The 16,954-nt window shown below is 51.6% G+C and carries 16 protein-coding genes; all 16 read left to right on the top strand.

The window, feature by feature from the left end; translation table 11 throughout:
• Window positions 1-24: 24 nt before the first annotated feature.
• The 16 genes from IJ22_RS10615 (at window position 25) to IJ22_RS10540 (ending at window position 16,945) form a co-directional block, all read left to right on the top strand.
• The gene (locus IJ22_RS10615) at window positions 25-1,629 is read left to right on the top strand and encodes an alkaline phosphatase family protein (protein ID WP_062408790.1); all 1,605 of its coding nucleotides are present in this window, start codon (window positions 25-27) and stop codon (window positions 1,627-1,629) included.
• A 361-nt stretch (window positions 1,630-1,990) separates the two neighbouring features.
• Window positions 1,991-2,800, top strand: a complete 810-nt coding sequence (locus IJ22_RS10610; RefSeq protein WP_062408789.1) for an ABC transporter ATP-binding protein — start codon at window positions 1,991-1,993, stop codon at window positions 2,798-2,800.
• Window positions 2,801-2,952: 152 nt separating this feature from the next.
• On the top strand, window positions 2,953-3,729 hold the full coding sequence (locus tag IJ22_RS10605; RefSeq protein WP_062410948.1) for an ABC transporter permease: 777 nt from the start codon (window positions 2,953-2,955) through the stop codon (window positions 3,727-3,729).
• Window positions 3,730-3,862: 133 nt separating this feature from the next.
• Window positions 3,863-6,025, top strand: a complete 2,163-nt coding sequence (locus tag IJ22_RS10600; RefSeq protein ID WP_235594306.1) for a CocE/NonD family hydrolase — start codon at window positions 3,863-3,865, stop codon at window positions 6,023-6,025.
• Between the two features lie 17 nt (window positions 6,026-6,042).
• Window positions 6,043-6,801: a cysteine hydrolase family protein gene (locus IJ22_RS10595; protein WP_062410946.1), complete on the top strand. Its 759-nt coding sequence runs from the start codon at window positions 6,043-6,045 to the stop codon at window positions 6,799-6,801.
• A 77-nt stretch (window positions 6,802-6,878) separates the two neighbouring features.
• Window positions 6,879-7,307 carry a cupin domain-containing protein gene (locus tag IJ22_RS10590; RefSeq protein WP_054817841.1) on the top strand — a complete coding sequence of 143 codons (429 nt, stop codon included), beginning with the start codon at window positions 6,879-6,881 and terminating at the stop codon, window positions 7,305-7,307.
• 44 nt (window positions 7,308-7,351) lie between these two features.
• Entirely contained in the window at window positions 7,352-8,389 is a 1,038-nt protein-coding gene (locus tag IJ22_RS10585; RefSeq protein WP_235594305.1) for an ABC transporter substrate-binding protein, read from the top strand.
• A 96-nt stretch (window positions 8,390-8,485) separates the two neighbouring features.
• On the top strand, window positions 8,486-9,685 hold the full coding sequence (locus IJ22_RS10580) for an amidase (protein ID WP_062408787.1): 1,200 nt from the start codon (window positions 8,486-8,488) through the stop codon (window positions 9,683-9,685).
• A 29-nt stretch (window positions 9,686-9,714) separates the two neighbouring features.
• Entirely contained in the window at window positions 9,715-10,545 is an 831-nt protein-coding gene (locus IJ22_RS10575; RefSeq protein WP_062408786.1) for a creatininase family protein, read from the top strand.
• A complete protein-coding gene (locus IJ22_RS10570; RefSeq protein ID WP_235594304.1) occupies window positions 10,488-11,408 on the top strand; it encodes a fumarylacetoacetate hydrolase family protein in 921 nt (306 codons plus the stop codon). Before IJ22_RS10575 ends, IJ22_RS10570 begins: the two co-directional genes overlap by 58 nt.
• 237 nt (window positions 11,409-11,645) lie before the next feature.
• On the top strand, window positions 11,646-11,951 hold the full coding sequence (locus tag IJ22_RS10565) for a hypothetical protein (RefSeq protein WP_062408784.1): 306 nt from the start codon (window positions 11,646-11,648) through the stop codon (window positions 11,949-11,951).
• Between the two features lie 454 nt (window positions 11,952-12,405).
• Window positions 12,406-13,533 carry an ABC transporter substrate-binding protein gene (locus tag IJ22_RS10560; protein ID WP_062408783.1) on the top strand — a complete coding sequence of 376 codons (1,128 nt, stop codon included), beginning with the start codon at window positions 12,406-12,408 and terminating at the stop codon, window positions 13,531-13,533.
• A gap of 68 nt (window positions 13,534-13,601) precedes the next feature.
• Window positions 13,602-14,474: a branched-chain amino acid ABC transporter permease gene (locus tag IJ22_RS10555; protein WP_062408782.1), complete on the top strand. Its 873-nt coding sequence runs from the start codon at window positions 13,602-13,604 to the stop codon at window positions 14,472-14,474.
• Between the two features lie 9 nt (window positions 14,475-14,483).
• Entirely contained in the window at window positions 14,484-15,479 is a 996-nt protein-coding gene (locus tag IJ22_RS10550; RefSeq protein WP_062408781.1) for a branched-chain amino acid ABC transporter permease, read from the top strand.
• The gene (locus IJ22_RS10545; RefSeq protein ID WP_062408780.1) at window positions 15,442-16,227 is read left to right on the top strand and encodes an ABC transporter ATP-binding protein; all 786 of its coding nucleotides are present in this window, start codon (window positions 15,442-15,444) and stop codon (window positions 16,225-16,227) included. The genes IJ22_RS10550 and IJ22_RS10545 overlap by 38 nt, the downstream gene beginning before the upstream one ends.
• On the top strand, window positions 16,214-16,945 hold the full coding sequence (locus tag IJ22_RS10540) for an ABC transporter ATP-binding protein (protein WP_373864957.1): 732 nt from the start codon (window positions 16,214-16,216) through the stop codon (window positions 16,943-16,945). The genes IJ22_RS10545 and IJ22_RS10540 overlap by 14 nt, the downstream gene beginning before the upstream one ends.
• The last annotated feature ends 9 nt before the right edge of the window (window positions 16,946-16,954 follow it).

The following is a 16,954-nucleotide window of genomic DNA, read 5'->3' as shown; positions in this document are numbered from 1 at the left end:
GATCAAGGCTGGTGAAGATTAGTCATGTATAAAAAGATAAGCTGGTGTTTCCTGCTGCTGATCATTAGCCTGATGCTCGGATGCCAGCGGCAGAATTCCATTCCAAAAGAAAAGGATCTTATGCAAGTCAAATCGGCCAGAGGAGAACATGCGAAGAAAATCATCTTTTTGATGATCGATTCTTTAATGTCACAAGCGATAAATAAAGGGATTGAACAACAGGAACTCCCTACGTTTCAATTCCTGATTGAGCATGGGCAATATTATCAAAACCTGGTGAGCTCTTTTCCCACGATGTCTGTAACGATCGATAGTTCTCTTCTTACCGGAACTTATCCTGATGATCATCATGTGCCGGGACTTACCTGGTATTCGTCTGATCAAAAGAAAGTGATCAATTACGGTACCGGGCCTATGGAGGTATTCAAGCATGGCATAGATCCGGTATTGGCCGATGCACTAATTCACTTGAATGGCAGTCATTTAAACCGGCAACAGCCCACCCTTTATGAGGACTTGGCTAGACATGGGCTCAAGTCCGGTTCCGTTAACGGTTTAATTTATCGCGGAACCACCGACCATACGTTGTCCGTTCCCCTCTGGATTCAAGTACCAGCCTCTTTGCCAAAGGAAATTCAAGTGAAAGGGCCGGATTTTTTAGCCTTAGGCTCTTTATCCAATCCACTGGAAGGCATTAAAAAACTCCCGGACGGGATAACCCGGCGAATGGGATTAAACAATCCATATTCCATTGATACAGCCAAATATTTGATTAAAGCCAATCAATTGCCCGATTTTTTATATGTTTACTTGCCGGATTTAGATCAAAAAATTCATAAGAAAGGTCCATCGGAACGTGATGGAATTCAGGAAATCGACGGGCAGCTTCTTACATTGCTGCAAACATTCGGTACACCGGAAGAAGCCTTGCGAAAAGCGATTTTTGTCATCGCTGGCGACAGTGGAGCCACTCAAATCCTGCCTGCCCAAAGTGATCCCGTTATCGACCTGCCTGCCTTTTTCCGGGGAGATCATGTATTGCGTCCTGGAGAAAACCTATCGCAAGAAACAGACATCGTCCTTGCTGTCAATGAAACCATGGCTTATGTTTATAAGCTTAAAGCAGATCGGTCACTAAGAGACATGGCCAACGCATTAAAATCCGATCCGCGTATTGATTTTATCGCATGGAAAGAAAACGAATGGATTCGTGCGGTTCAGGGCGGTTCGTTCAAGGAGCTGGCATTTAAAGCGAACGGGCGGTTGACCGATCCATATCGGCAAAAATGGACCGTCGAGCAGGATGCCGAGGTGCTGGACGTAAAGATCAATGCTTCGGAGGGTACATTGGCGTATGGCCAATACCCTGATGCATTGCAGCGATTATCCGGAGCTTTGAACTCACATCCCGGCGAATTTTTGGTGGTTACCGCAAAACCCGGTTATGAATTGGCGGACAGAAGCTCGCCGAAGCATAAGGGCGGCGGAGGCCATGGCTCTCTTCATCAAACGGAATCGCTCATTCCCTTGATCATATGTGGAACGGATCAAAAGCCGCAGTACTTGCGCATCGTGGATTTAAAAGCATTTGTGTTGGACCTGCTCATTCAACCTCCACAACCGCTTTGAACAACGAGTGCCGATAGCGACATGAAAACCGGATGGATCGGGCTATTTCATTTCCCATCATTCCGCTCGTCTCCAATACCGAAAGAAAGGCCATAGCCGCCCCCCTGCTGGAAGGAAGGGCGGCTATTTTCGTCGACAGAAGCTGCTGCCGTCCGGTTTCTTCATGTAATTAAACAATACATAACATCGGAATAGATCGTAAAAAAATACGAATATAGTCCGTTTTATTGTAAAGTTACACAACATATCCCGTTTTTCATTGTTCGCTTCTTTGGAATGTGTTATAAAATATAACATAAAAAGTTTGAAGCATGACAGGCGGCATGATCTAATTCGAGTTGATGGAGGAGGGGATGGAAGAATGGCTTTGGTCACAACAAAATCAATCGTTCCGTCAAAGGGGGAAGCCGGAAAAAGTGAGCTCCTAGTTCATCTGGAAGATGTCGGCAAAGTTTATCCGAACGGCACGATCGCTGTGCAAAATGCCGATCTTAAGGCAGTTGAAGGAGAGTTTCTTTGCTTCGTCGGACCTTCGGGCTGCGGCAAGTCAACGATTTTCAACATGATCGCCGGATTGACCAATCCTACTTCCGGGAGGCTGTCGGTTCTTCAGACCACACCCAAGGAAGCCCGCAAGCAGAATGAAATTGCTTTTGTCTTTCAGGAACATACGCTTTTGCCATGGGCGAAATTGATTGATAATGTCACGCTGCCGCTAACCCTTCGGGGAATTCCCAAAAAGCAGTGCAAGGAAGAAGGCGAGCGGGTTTTGGAACTGGTCGGATTGAAGGATTACATGAAAGTGCTGCCTCGCCAGTTGTCTGGCGGCATGAAAATGCGGGTATCGATCGCGCGGGCGCTGATTTCCAGGCCCAAATTGCTGTTGATGGACGAACCGTTCGGCGCGCTCGACGAAATCACCCGCCAGACGCTTCAGGACGAGCTGCTGAGCATTTGGCGGCAGGATCAAAAAATGACCGTTTTGTTTATTACGCACAACGTGTTTGAAGCGGTGTTCTTGTCCACACGGGTGATCGTGATGACACCGCGGCCGGGGAAAATCGCGGATGTGATCGATATTCCTTATTCGTTCCCGCGCAATGAGGATTTTCGCACGATGGCGGAATTCGCAAGCTATGTGCGCCAGATTTCCGGCGTTCTGAAGCATTAAACAGATGACGTTGCAACTTACGAAAGGAGAACGATAGGATGAAAGACATGGTTGCAGGCATGTTGAAAGAATCCGGACAGCCGGCTGCTAAGAAACGTGCCGGTTCCCGTCCCCCGGGCGACAAACGGACGACCGTGATTCAGGAAAGCCCGATGATGAGCCGGTTCATGAAGGTTTTGCCGCCGCTTGCCGTCTTTATTTTGTTTGTGGGAGGTTGGGAAGCGATTGTCCGACTGATCGGCATACCGCCTTATATTTTGCCAAAACCGACCGATATTGTTTTGGCGGCCAAAGAAAATGGGCTCAATCTGGCGGAGTCGGTAAGCACCACGCTTGCCGAAGCGGTGGCCGGATTTGTGGTCAGCGTGATCCTGGGCATCTCTATTGCCGTCCTGCTGTCCTTATCCAAGATGGTGGAACGAAGCGTATATCCTTATGCGATCATTCTTCAGACGATTCCGATTGTGGCCGTGGCGCCGATCATCGTCATCTGGTTCGGAGCGGGCATGAATGCGATCGTAGTGATTGCGTTCCTGATCAGTTTCTTCCCCATTCTGTCCAATACGCTGATCGGATTGAACTCGACGGAACAAAACATGAAAAATTTGTTTTACCTGTATAACGCGACGAAGATGCAAACGATCTGGCGGCTGCGTTTTCCGGCGGCTCTTCCTTACATTATGGCGGGTTTGAAAATATCCTGCTCGCTGTCGGTTGTAGGAGCCATCGTTGGCGAATATATTGCAGGAATCGGAGGAGGGAAAGGAGGGCTGGGCTATGCGATTACGGTAGCGGCAACGCGGCTGCAGACACCTTATTTATTTGCTTGCGGGTTATCCGCTTCCGTGTTGGGCATCGCGTTCTTTTTGCTGATCAATGCTTTTTCCAAATGGCTGTTGAGCTCCTGGCACGAATCGGAAATGAGATAAGGGGGACAAACGATGATGAACGGATGGCAGGAAAGTTTGAGACAGCGGGTAAACGAACAAATTTTGCTGTGGGATGCGCCTTCCCTGGAAAAATACTCCAAGGACTATCGCCATTTTTCTCCGGGTTCAGTCGATGACGGTAAAAACGATGGAAGTCAATCCCCGCACGTTTACGGTAAGCGGAGAGGACATTCATCTTTATCTGCATACGTACGGCACCGTCAGCATCGTGTCGGACATTCAAATCTCCCTCGTACCGAAAGTGCCTTGGTCGCAATGGATCGTTTCGTTTCCAAGCTGGGAAGAAGCGGCCAACGGCGACTTGCTGGTATTTGGCATCCCGGTGATCCTTTTTAAGAACGAAGAGCGGTTAAACCGGCTGATGGCAAGATGCGAGGAAATCGGAATCGGCGTAGCCAATCCGCATATCTGGGACATGCAAGAAGGAGGAAGGTCATATTCGCATGATAGGTTGTGGGATCTCGAACGATCCTTTAAGCCTGTTAAACCTGAAGAAGCTGGCGGTTCCGTCTTAAGGGCTTCTTATTTGCTTCAGGACGATACCATACGATCTAGCATTGTAATTTTCATTTCAGGGGTGTTGAGAATGAGCCGATCTTCAGTTTGTTTTGGCGGGGTCGTCGTTGAACGAAAGCAGCCTTGCACGTTGCGGGACGGTACGGTTTTATATGCCGATATTTACCGGCCGGATGAGCCGGAGAAAGAATATCCCGTACTGCTGATGCGCCAGCCGTACGGAAGGGCGATCGCTTCCACGGTCAGCCACGCGCACCCGCTCTGGTACGCGCAGCACGGATACATCGTTGTAATTCAGGATGTCCGCGGAAGGGGAGATTCGCAAGGAGAATTCATTCCTTTTATCCATGAAGCACAGGACGGTTACGATGCGGTGGAGTGGGCGGCGAAGCTGCCGGGCTCAACCGGCCGGGTAGGCATGTACGGCTTCTCCTATCAGGGCTCTACGCAGTGGGCGGCGGCGTCCGCGCATCCTCCGCATCTGAAGGCGATCGCTCCCGCGATGTGCGCTGCCGATTTGTACCACGGGATGTTTTATCCGCATGGGCGGTTCGCGATTCGGGAGCACCTTCCCTGGGCCTACCAGCTTGCGCGGGATACCGCCAGGAGACTGGGCGATTCTGAAGCCGAGCGGTATTGTACCCAAATGATGCGCAGCCCGGATGCGCTCATCTGGCAGCTTCCCGTCCTCGGGGAACATCATCCGGTGTTGCGCAAATATTTCCCCGCTTATTTCGAATGGTGCGAGCATTCCGGGTACGACGCGTACTGGGCTGAACGCGACTGGCTGCCGAAGGTGAAGGAACGTCCCGTTCCCTCTCTGCAAATCGGCGGATGGTACGACGTTTTCCTCATGGGCACGATGCAAAGCTACGAAGCGCTGCAGCAGGAACCGGGAAGCCCGGAGCTCTTTCATCGTCTGATCGTCGGCCCGTGGACGCATATTCCATGGGGAAGAAAAGCCGGTGGTGTGGACCATGGGGATCAGGCGGATGGGGACATTCACCTGGAGCAGGTGAGATGGTTTGATTACTGGCTGAAAGACAAGCGGGATGCCGAGCTGTTTCATGAGCCTGCGATTCGCTATTTTGAACGGGGAAGCAACGTTTGGCGCCATTCGGATCGGACTTCGCTGATGCAGCCGGCCGCCGAAAGCTCCCTTTGGTATCTGCAGGGAGGGGAGAAACCGGCTAACGGCGCTCTTGGCGGCGGCAGCTTGTCGCCGGAGGAACCCGGGGGCGCGCCGTCCGTTCCCGATGTTTTCGTTTACGACGCCCGCCTGCCGATGAGCCTGGAATCCTACCTGCCCCTGGATCGCAGTCCGGCGCAGGACCGGTATGAAATCCTCGTATATACCAGCGAGCCGTTGGAAAGCCCGATGCATATTTTGGGATCGCCGAAAGCAACAATATATTTCCAGACATTGGGGGGCCCGACCGACCTGGTCGCCACGCTTTCCGTCGTTTTGCCGGACGGAACCGCGCGCTTCCTGGCGGTAGGCCGCACCGAACTATCCCGCGAACAGGTAGAAGGCTGGGGGAAGGCGGAAATTTCGCTGCGGCCGTGCGCGCTGCACCTGGACCGGGGCAGCTCGATCCGCCTGGAGCTGACCGGCAGCGGATTTCCCTTATTTGCAAGACATCCCAATCATGCTGATGCAGATCTGCACCGTGCAGGCGCGGAATCGCTGCGCATCGCTACGGTTGCTGTTGGCAGCCAGTCGGGAATGGCTTCATTTATCGCGCTTCCGAATTTATGAAAAAGCCGGGTGATTTGATGTACTGCATTGGAAATCAACGAAATCATTGGTCGGTTTCAACCGCTCATGCGGATTTGCGAAGAGAAGAAAGGCAGCCGGTTGCGCTTTCCATTCCGGCCCAGCCGCAGCGGATTACCTTTGATTTGCAGCATACGGCGATCATTGTCGTCGATATGCAGAACGATTTTTGTTCGGAAAATGGTTGGCTGGACTATATCGGATCGGATTACAAGGCGCTGCAGCAGCCCATCGGACCTTTAAACCGCGCACTGCCCGCACTTCGCCAAGCGGGAGTGCCCGTCATTTGGCTGAATTGGGGAAACAGGCCGGACAAAGCCAATCTAAGCCCGTCTATTCTGCACGTGTATAACATGACCGGTGAAGGAATCGGCATCGGGGAGCCGCTGCCGAATAATCAATCCCGCGTTCTGGAGAAGGAAAGCTGGGGAGCGGCGATCGTTTCCGGGCTGCAGACGGAACCGTCGGATATTTACGTGGACAAATACAGAATGAGCGGGTTTTGGGATACGCCGCTGGACAGCATTTTGCGCAACCTGCAAATCCGCACCGTGTTGTTTGCCGGTGTAAATCTAGATCAATGCGTGATGGCGACCTTGCAGGATGCGGTCAACTCCGGTTATGACAGCATCCTGCTCGAAGATTGCTGCGCCACCAATTCACCTGCGTTTTGCGTCGAAGCGACCCTTTACAACATCAAGCAGTGCTACGGGTTTGTGACAACCTCGGCTGCGGTTTTGGAAGCTTTGCAGCGGTAGGGAAGTGCCAAAACGCATTGGAGGGAAGTATGCGTTTGATTGCAAAAAGATGATTCGGTCTGGGAGGGACTTGTACGATGTCATTAAAAGGATGGGTTGCCGGAAACTATACGGAATGCCCGGTTCACAAAATCTCGGAGAAAGATTCCAATAAATTTGTGCTTCTGTGCGACGGGGAGCAGGCGCCGTTCGTGTCGGTTCTGGAAATATTCGATGAGGGCGGGAAGACGCCTCCGAATGAACATGCTGCGGCGCACGAATATTTTTACGTGCTTGCCGGGGAAGGGACAGCGGTGGTCGGCGATACGAAAATACCTGTCCGGACGGGGTCTTTTTTCATCGTTCCTCCCGGAAACAATCACGAAGTCCACAATACGGGAAAAGGCCGGCTGTATGTATTAACGACGATGATTCCGGACGAACAATTTTCCAATTTGATCAAATCCGGTCCGGCCGCCAGTCTGGATGAAGAGGATCTGCGAGTCATCGAGGGAAGCGGAATATAATCAACAGCGCCGATCGCAGATAGATCAGGAGCAGGAGGATGCTTATGATGATAAGGCCGAAGATGGTGCTGCTGGCGCTTATAGCCGTGACCGTTTTGATTTCCGGTTGTTCTTCCGGTCCGCCGGCAAGCACTGGTAACGTCCCATCCCCGGACGGGACGAACCAACAGACGGATGCAGGCAATGAACCGGTTCTTCAAAAGGCGCGGCTGATCGAGGGTTGGTATGCCAAAGGGGAGGACGGAGGGTACTTTTCCGCTCTTCAGCAGGGATATTACAAAGAGTTGGGCGTCGATCTGACGATTCAGCCCGACGGTCCGCAAATATCCGGGATGCAGCTGGTCGCTTCGGGAAAAGCCGATTTCGGCATTTCGTACGCCGATGACATTTTGCGGGCGCGGGAAGAGGGAATCCCTGTTGTCGGATTGTTGGCCTCCTTTCAACATACTCCCCAGGTGCTGATTTATCATGAAGACGGCAACCTGAACGGCTTTGAGGACCTGGAAGGCCGGACGGTGTTTATGCAGCCCGGCGTGCTGTACTGGGAATACATCAAGAGCAAGTACAATTTGAAGAACGTGAACGAGATGGCCTACACCGGGCAATTGGTCAATTTTATCCAAACCAAAGGCTCCCTGAATCAGGGATACATCACCAATGAGCCGTACGCGCTGTCCCAGCAGGGGGTAAAGGTAAAATACCTGAAAATAGCCGATTCCGGCTATGCCAACTATTGCGACGTTCTCTTTACGACGGAGGATTATTTGAAGCGGCACCCGGATATTGTAAAAGCCGTCGTTCAAGCCACCCAAAAGGGTTGGATCCACTATTTGGAAAATTACAAGAGCGTAAACCCGTTTATCCAAACCTACAACAAGGATATGACGGTCGAAGCGATGAATTATGAAGCTGAGCAGCAGAAAGAGTTTATTTTGAACGAGGAAACGAAGGCGAACGGCATCGGCTATATGACGATGGAGCGCTGGAACGCCGTGCAGGATCAACTGCTGGAGATTAAGGGCCTGAAGGAGAAACAGGATGTTTCGAAAGCATTTACGACCGAATTTTTGAAAAAACCGTAAGCGGTGAGCAGCCGTTGACAAACATTTATCAGCCTTTTTAAGAAAGAAGCGGATCGTCGGAAGTACGGTCAAATGTGGACGAATGGAGGAAAGCCGATGCACCGCGAATGGAACGCTTACGTTCGGGAAGATTTGACGATCGAACCGGTTGGGGAAGGACGATTGCAGGGTTTGACATTTTCTGTGAAAGATGTCTTTGAAGTGAAAGGAAACACGAATACGGCTGGTAATCCGGATTGGTTTCGGACGCATAAGCCGGCTTTGAAACATGCGGCCGCCATCGAGCTTTTGTTGAAACAAGGGGCCAGGCTGAGGGGAACGACCCAGACGGATGAGCTGATGTTCAGTCTGAATGGGGAAAATTTCCATTACGGCACACCGGTGAATCCCAAAGATCCCGATCGGATTCCCGGCGGCTCGTCGAGCGGCTCGGCAGTAGCCGTATCCGCCGGACTGGCCGATTTTGCGCTGGGAACCGATACGGGCGGTTCGGTCCGCATTCCTTCCGCTTACTGCGGCATTTATGGAATCCGGCCCACACACGGTCTGGTTCCGGTCGAAGGGGTTATTCCTTTGGCCCAAAGCTTTGATACGGTCGGCTGGATGGCCAGAGATTCCAAAACGCTATGGGATGTCGGAAGCGCGTTAATCGAAAGCGCAGAAGCGGAATCGGGTGAATTTCGGCAGGTTCATTTCGGCACGGACGCATGGGATATTGTTCAGGAAGATTGCCGGATGATTCTAATGAAATGGTTGCCTTATTTTCAGCAGTTGACCGGCAAAAGCGCATGGATCGATATTGCGCCGCAGGGGCTTGACGAGTGGGTGAACACGTTCCGGACCATTCAAGGCTACGAAATCTGGCGCGCACATGGCGAATGGATTCAGAGGGAAAAGCCGGTGTTTGGCCCGGACATTGCCGAGCGTTTTGCTTGGGCAAGCTCGCTCGGAAAAGCCGAATTTGAAAACAAAAAGACGGTGCGGCAGCGAATTTGCGAATATATGGATACGCTGCTGGGCAGCGACGGGCTGCTGGTCATACCGACAGCTCCCGGCCCAGCTCCCAAACGGGGATTGGCAGGAACAGAAATCGAGCGAACGCGTTCGCGCGTCATGCAGCTGTCCTGTGTGGCGGGATTGACCGGCATGCCTCAGGTGACGATTCCGATTGCAGGAGCTGAAGGTTTGCCGATAGGATTGTCTGTCATTGCCGGGTACCGGCAGGACCGGAAACTGCTGAGATGGATTCATGAGAAGTTATTGAAGGCTTTTCCGGAAACGGCTGCGATCCTTTGACAAAATCCATTATGAAGGAAGAATGCCTTATGTTTACGAGATATGAAGGTGCGGCGTGGGAAGAACGGTTTTTGCCGCGGTTGACGAGCAAGCAGGTGAAGGAGCTGCCGAAAGAGCAGGCGCTGGTCATTTTGCCGGTCGGGGCTGTGGAGCAGCACGGACCCCATTTGCCGGTCATGACGGATACGCTGATCGGGGAAGCGACATTGACCCGGGCGTTGGAGAAATTGAACGAGGAAACGGCGGTTTGGCTGCTTCCCCCGGTATCCTACGGGAAAAGCAACGAACATTTCGGCCTTCCCGGCACGATTTCCTTGTCGGCCTCAACGCTTCAGGGCGTTATTATGGATATTGCCGAAAGCCTGAATGCCAGCGGGTTCCGCAAGCTGCTTTTGTTCAATACGCACGGCGGAAATGTGGATTTGCTGAATGTCGCCATCCGGGAAATCAGGATTAAGTTCGGCATGACCGTATTTTATTTGTCGCCCGGGAGTCTGGGAGGCGCGGAGGGTTTGATTTCACCCGAAGAGCTGGAATACGGCATTCATGGCGGCGATTACGAAACATCCATCGTGAAGGCGATCAAACCGAACTGGGTTCAGGACCAGTTTGCTGTCAGGGAATTTCCCGATTTGTCCTGCCTGGAGTTCCTGACGCTGGAAGGGAAAATTCGATTTGCCTGGAAAATGGCCGATATTTCCGCAAGCGGCATTTGCGGCGACGCTACGAAGGCAACGGCGGAGAAAGGCCGGATCATTCAGGAGAGGATCACCGATATATTAGCCCAGGCGCTGGCGGAATTATGCGCGTTCGAAATATCCGAGGTCAAGAAAAGCTCAGAGGAAGCGGTGAAGCGGTGAAGCTCGTTTCGTTAAAAACAGGTGCCGTCGAAGAAGCGGCAATCGTAGCCGATTCCGGACCGGTCCTGCTTCGCACAATCAATCGCGCGCTGTCCACGGAATGGAGTACGGAATTGCATGAATTGCTGCGGCGCGGTCAGTTTAGCGATCTGAAGCGCTGGTACGATCGGGAGGGCCGCGAGTTGTTAAGCCGGTGGGAGCCCCGGTCCTGCAGGTATGACGAGTATGCTCCGCTTTACCGGTTTCCGCGTAAAATCTGCGGTATCGGAATGAATTATATCGCGAAAGCGGAGGAATTGAACGCCACGCCTCCGGAGCAAGAGCCGATTTGCTTTATCAAGCCGGATACGAGCTTGATCGGAGCCGGCGAAGCGATCGTGCTTCCCGGCCAGTCGGAGCGGGTCACCGCTGAAGCGGAGCTTGGCATCGTCATCGGGAAAACGTGCAAAAACATCGGGGAGGCCGAAGCGCCTTTCGTTACGGCAGGGTTTACGACAACACTCGATATGACAGCCCAGGATATTCATGCCCGGAATCCCCGTTTTCTCGGCAGGTCAAAATACTTCGATACGTTTTTCAGCTTCGGACCTTTCCTGATCACGCCCGATGAGCTGCCCGGGCTGGAGAAGCTGGCGGTGGAAACCGGGCTTAATGGACAGGTCTTGCACCGCAATACCATTGCGAATATGATCTATTCTCCATGGTTTATCGTATCTTATTTCTCCAAGATGATGACGCTGCTGCCGGGCGATGTCATCATGACCGGCACTCCCGGCTCGGTCGCGATCCGGGAAGGGGATGTGGCGGAATGCCGGATCGACGGCTTTGAAGCGTTGAGAAATCCCGTAATCCGGGAGGCCTGATGCGTTATGCGGCGCAGGATGCAGGCGGTAGATGATCATACTATCGGTTGGGTATGCGGCGTACAGACGGTTTGGCGAAAAGCTGCCCCGGTTGAAGCAGGGGAACAAAGACTACGGTTTTGTATTGGTTTATTTTTCTTTTAATGGCAAGCATTTTGTTTACACTGGCGTTCGACAAGGTATGGCTGGGAAAGCCGCCATCGGGGGTTCAGTCCGATTTCCTCGCTGCTGTCGCTTTTGTCGGCGGGGACAGGCCGGCAAGCGGCCTATTGGCTGGTTTACGTTTGCTGGTGGCTGCATCTCCTGATTCTGCTTGCTTTTCTGCTCTATGTGCCGCAGTCGAAGCGCGCCCATTTGCTGTTCGTGCCCTTCGATATCGTATTATCGGGCACGGGCCCTCCCGGCAGGCCGTGTAAGCTGGATTTTTCCGATGAAACCGCAGAGGAATTCGGGGCGGGCAAGATTGAACACTTTACCAAGGATCAGTTGCTTGACTTGTATGCCTGTGTGGAGTGCGGCCGATGTACGAACATGTGGAGATAAAGGATGTGTGCAAGCGCTTATCGTCTTTTGAAAAAAAACGGAAGTCCATCCGGCAGCGGGCGGAACACGCATGAACAAAGCTATTTTGCCTGACAATATACTCAGAGCTGAGTAAAACCAGCTCTGAGTTTTTTTGTATGGTACCGACCGGAATCAAGAGGGCCTCGCGTACTTGCTTTAAAGACGGAACCCCGGAAAACGGAGATCTCCTGGCAGGTGCCAACGAAGGAAACTGTTCCGTTCGTATACTGCCGCTTCCACAAGACAAGCGGAAGTCAGGAGATGAATAACCATCACCGGCGCTTCTTATGTTTTGCGTATTTTTGAACTGACTTTGACAATATCAAAATGATTTTGATAATATTAAAAAATGTGTTGATTTTTCAGCAAAACGAATTATAATGAAAATACTACTAACCTTATAGGAATAATTCATGTTTGGGAGGACATTGGGATGAAGAGACGTTTTTTCATTACCGCTGCTTTAGCAACAATGATGGTTTTTACGGCGGGCTGCGCAGCCAAGGATGGGGGTGCCAATGCGGGCGGAACGATTCAAATCGGCCTCTCGGCTCCGATTTCCGGCACGCAAGCGCAGTACGGGGAGGCGTTTAAGAACGGGGCCGAGCTGGCTGCCAAGCAAATTAACGAGGCCGGCGGAATCGACGGAAAGCAAGTGAAGATTGTGATCGAAGATGACAAGGGCGATCCTAGTGAAGCAGTAAACGTGGCCAACAAATTTTCATCAAATAAAGACATTTTGGCAGTCGTAGGGCATTTTAACAGTTCGGCGACGCTAGCTGCAGCGCCGGTTTACAACCAGAACAAAATCGTGGAAATTTCGCCGTCTTCGAGCGCTCCCGGCGTAACGAATGCGGGAGATTACACATTCCGTGTGATCACGACTGACGCTTTCCAGGCATCCTTTTTGGCAAAATGGTCGAAGGAACTGGGATACCAAAAGGTAGCGCTCATCTATGAGCAGTCCGACTTTGGCTTGGGGCTGCTGGATGTTTATCAGAAATCGGCGCGGGAGAACGGTATTGAAATCGTTGCGGCCGAGTCCTATCTTCCGGGGGCCAAAGAGTTCAGCACGATTCTTACCAAAATCAAGGAGAAAAAGCCGGACGCGATTTTTATCGGCGGTTTTTATAACGAAGCGGCCCTGATTGCCTCGCAGGCGCAAAAACTCAACCTGTCCGTAGACTATATCGGTGTAGACAGCTTGTACTCCGAGGCGCTGCTCGACTTGGGTGGGGCGGCAGTAGAGAATTTCAAGCTCATCGGATTTTTCTATCCGGGCGGCAATAATGAACAGGCAACGAAGTTCGACAAAGCTTATCAGGACGCTTACGGCAACCGGCCGGATACGTATGCCGCATATGCCTTTGACGCCACTTCCGTAGTCATTGAAGCCATTAAGCAAGGCGGCCCTGACAGGGAGAGCATTAAAACGTATCTGGATACGCTGAAAGACTTCCCGGGTACGACGGGAGTACTGACGTTTGACGAAAACGGCGATGTCCAGACCATACCTGAGAAATTGACGATTAAAAATGGACATTTCGTGCTTTATCAATAAGATATAAACACGTTTGGAGCAGGAATTGAGACATATTTCCTGCTCCAACGCATGGAAGGGATGTTAGCATGCTCCTTCAGCAACTGGTAAACGGGCTGACGATTGGAATGATTTATGCGCTGATTGCGCTTGGATATACGATGGTTTATGGCATACTGAAAATCGTGAATTTCGCTCATGGCGATATCTACATGTTCGGCAGCTTTTTGGGGCTTTTTTTGATAGATCAGCTGAACATGCCGTTACTTCCTACTTTTGTGATTTCCGCGGCGTCGACGGCGGTAATAGGCATGATCATCGAGCGGGTTGCCTATCGTCCGCTCCGCTTGTCGGATCGCATTGTGCCGCTGATCAGCGCACTCGGGGTTTCCACCTTCCTGATCAGTCTGGCGCAGAAGCTCTGGGGTACGGGAACCCATCCTTTTCCCACGACATTCGGCAGCAAAACGTATACGGTAGGCCATATTATCTTTTCTCAAATTCAGATTTTAATTCTTGTATTATCTTTGATTTTGATGATAGGCCTGCACCTGTTCGTCACCAAGACGAAGACCGGAACGGCCATGCGGGCCACGTCCATGAGCATTCCCCATGCTTCTCTGATGGGAATCAATACGAATCGGATGATTACACTGGCCTTTGCCATCGGTTCCGCGCTTGCTGCATGTGCGGGAATCATGGTGGGCATTTATTATAATGCGGTCTATCCAACGATGGGATATATGGCAGGAATCAATGCATTCACCGCTGCGGTGCTTGGAGGAATCGGCAGCATTCCCGGGGCGATGCTGGGGGGCATTCTGTTTGGGGTGATTGAAAATTTGGGCGGCGCTTATATTTCGACCCCGTACCAGAGCGTCATTTCATTTTCCATCCTGATCATTGTACTTCTGATCAGACCTACGGGAATCCTTGGAAAGAAAGAAATTAATAAGGTGTAGGTGAATGGCTTGAGCAAATTAAATTACCGGAAAATCATCGTCACCGCGCTTCTTATTATTCTGCCTTTATTGCTGGAACAGATAAACAGTTATTTCGTTCATATTGCGATCGCGATCGGTATTTTTAGCATACTTTCACTCAGTCTCAACGTGATTATCGGTTATGCCGGGCAATTCGCGCTTGGACATGCCGCATTCTATGGGATCGGCGCTTATTCAGCGGCGCTGTTAATGATTCACTTTCAGCTTTCGTTCTGGTTGGCGCTTCCTGCCGCAGCGATCATAGCCGGACTGTTCGGCTTTCTGCTCGGATTGCCGGTCATCCGTCTCAGAGGAGACTATCTCGCGATAGTAACCCTTGGATTCGGCGAAATTGTCCGTCTGATATTTGTAAACTGGGTCGAAGTGACCAGGGGACCGATGGGGATTCCAGGAATTCCCGCCCCCCGTTTGTTCGGTTACTCGTTCACCGATAAAACCGATTATTATTATCTTATTTTAGTCATGCTCATGATCACAATCTATGTGATTCATCGAGTGGTTCATTCGGGAATCGGACTCAATCTGCTGACGATTCGCGAAGATGAGACTTTGGCGAAATCCATCGGGATCAGACCCGTGAAATACAAGCTGCTTGCCTTTACGCTGGGCGGATTTTGTGCCGGCGCGGCCGGCGCGTTCTGGGCCTCGTATATTACCTTTATCAGTCCGGATACATTCCGTTACCTGGATTCGGTGAATATTTTGGCTATGGTTATTCTGGGCGGCGCTGCAAGCATTCCCGGATCGATTCTGGGCGCGGTCATTCTGGTGCTGGCGCCGGAGCTGCTTCGTTATGTCGATGACTACAGGATGATGCTGCTTGGCCTGGCCATTGTTCTCATGATGATTTTCAAGCCTTCGGGTTTCTGGGGCGAGAAGCACCGTACAATCAATTTCTACAGTTCGCAGAAAGGTGATCAGCCACATGGCCAAATTGCTAAGTCTCGAAAAAGTATCCGTTAAGTTCGGCGGTTTGGTAGCACTCAACGAAATCGACCTTAGTGTGAACAGCGGTGAGATTGTTGCGCTGATCGGTCCGAACGGGGCGGGGAAAACGACACTTTTCAATCTGCTGACGGGAGTTTATAAGCCTACGTCAGGTACGATACATTACATGGGTCAAAATATTACGAAGCTGGAGCCGTTTGACCGGGCTCGATTGGGAATCGCACGCACCTTTCAGAACACCCGGCTGATCAAAAACATGACCGTGCTGGAAAATGTGCTGGTGGCTCATCCGGATTGCAATTCGGAAAGCATTCTGGGCTCCCTGTTTCTGTTCGGCAAGGGAAGACGCCGGCGCGACGCCATAGCCCGGGAGTGTATCGATCTGCTTGAGGTGGTGGGGCTTCATCGCAAGCTGGACGAATGGGCCGGCAATTTGCCCTACGGGGAGCAGAGACTATTGGAAATTGCGCGCGCCATGGCTACAGGCTGCAAGGTGCTGCTGCTTGACGAGCCGGCCGCCGGTATGAATGGGCCGGAGAAAAAGCAGCTGGCGGACAAGATAGGCTACCTCTCCCGAAATTTCAACCTGGATATGGTGCTGATCGAGCATGATATGGGTCTTATTATGAATATTGCGGATAAAATCGTCGTGCTCGATCACGGGCATAAAATCGCCGAGGGCCCCCCGGAGGAAATACAACAAAATCCCAAGGTAATCAGCGCCTATTTGGGCGGGGAGGATGATGACTTTGACGGGGAATAACGCATTATTGAAAATTCAGCAGCTAACGGTCAACCACGGTCATGTTCAAGCTGTAAAACAATTGGATCTGGAAGTCCGTGAAGGGGAAATTGTCGCTCTGATCGGGGCTAACGGAGCGGGGAAAACATCCGTTCTGCGCTGCATCTCGGGCATCGTCCGAGCGGGAAGCGGACGGATTTTGTTTGCAGGCACCGACATTACCCGTCTGGAGCCGCACCTTATCGTGAAGGCGGGAATATCTCATGTTCCTGAGGGAAGAGGGATTTTTGCCGATCTTACGGTAATGGAAAATTTGAGCATCGGGGCATATATCAGAAGAGGAAGCAAAGAAATTAAAGCGGATATGGCGGAGGTTTTTCAGCTGTTTCCACGGCTTGCGGAACGAAAGAAGCAGCTTGCCGGCACGATGAGCGGCGGAGAACAGCAGATGCTTTCGATTGCCCGTGCGCTGATGGCCAGACCGCGGCTGCTGCTGCTTGACGAGCCTTCCATGGGCCTGGCTCCCTTGCTGGTTCGGGAAATATTCCGGGCCATCCGTAGGATTAACCGGAACGGCGTGTCGGTGCTGCTCGTTGAGCAGAATACCAAAATGGCGCTGGCGCTGGCCGACAGAGGATATGTAATGGAAACGGGAAACATCGTCTTGGAAGGCAGTTCGGATCAATTGAAGGATCATCATATGATTAAATCCGTTTATCTAGGAATGAATGAGCGATAATTTGAACAA

Source organism: Paenibacillus naphthalenovorans, assembly GCF_001465255.1.
Lineage (GTDB): Bacteria > Bacillota > Bacilli > Paenibacillales > NBRC-103111 > Paenibacillus_G > Paenibacillus_G naphthalenovorans.
This window is presented reverse-complemented; position numbering and strand designations above follow the sequence as displayed.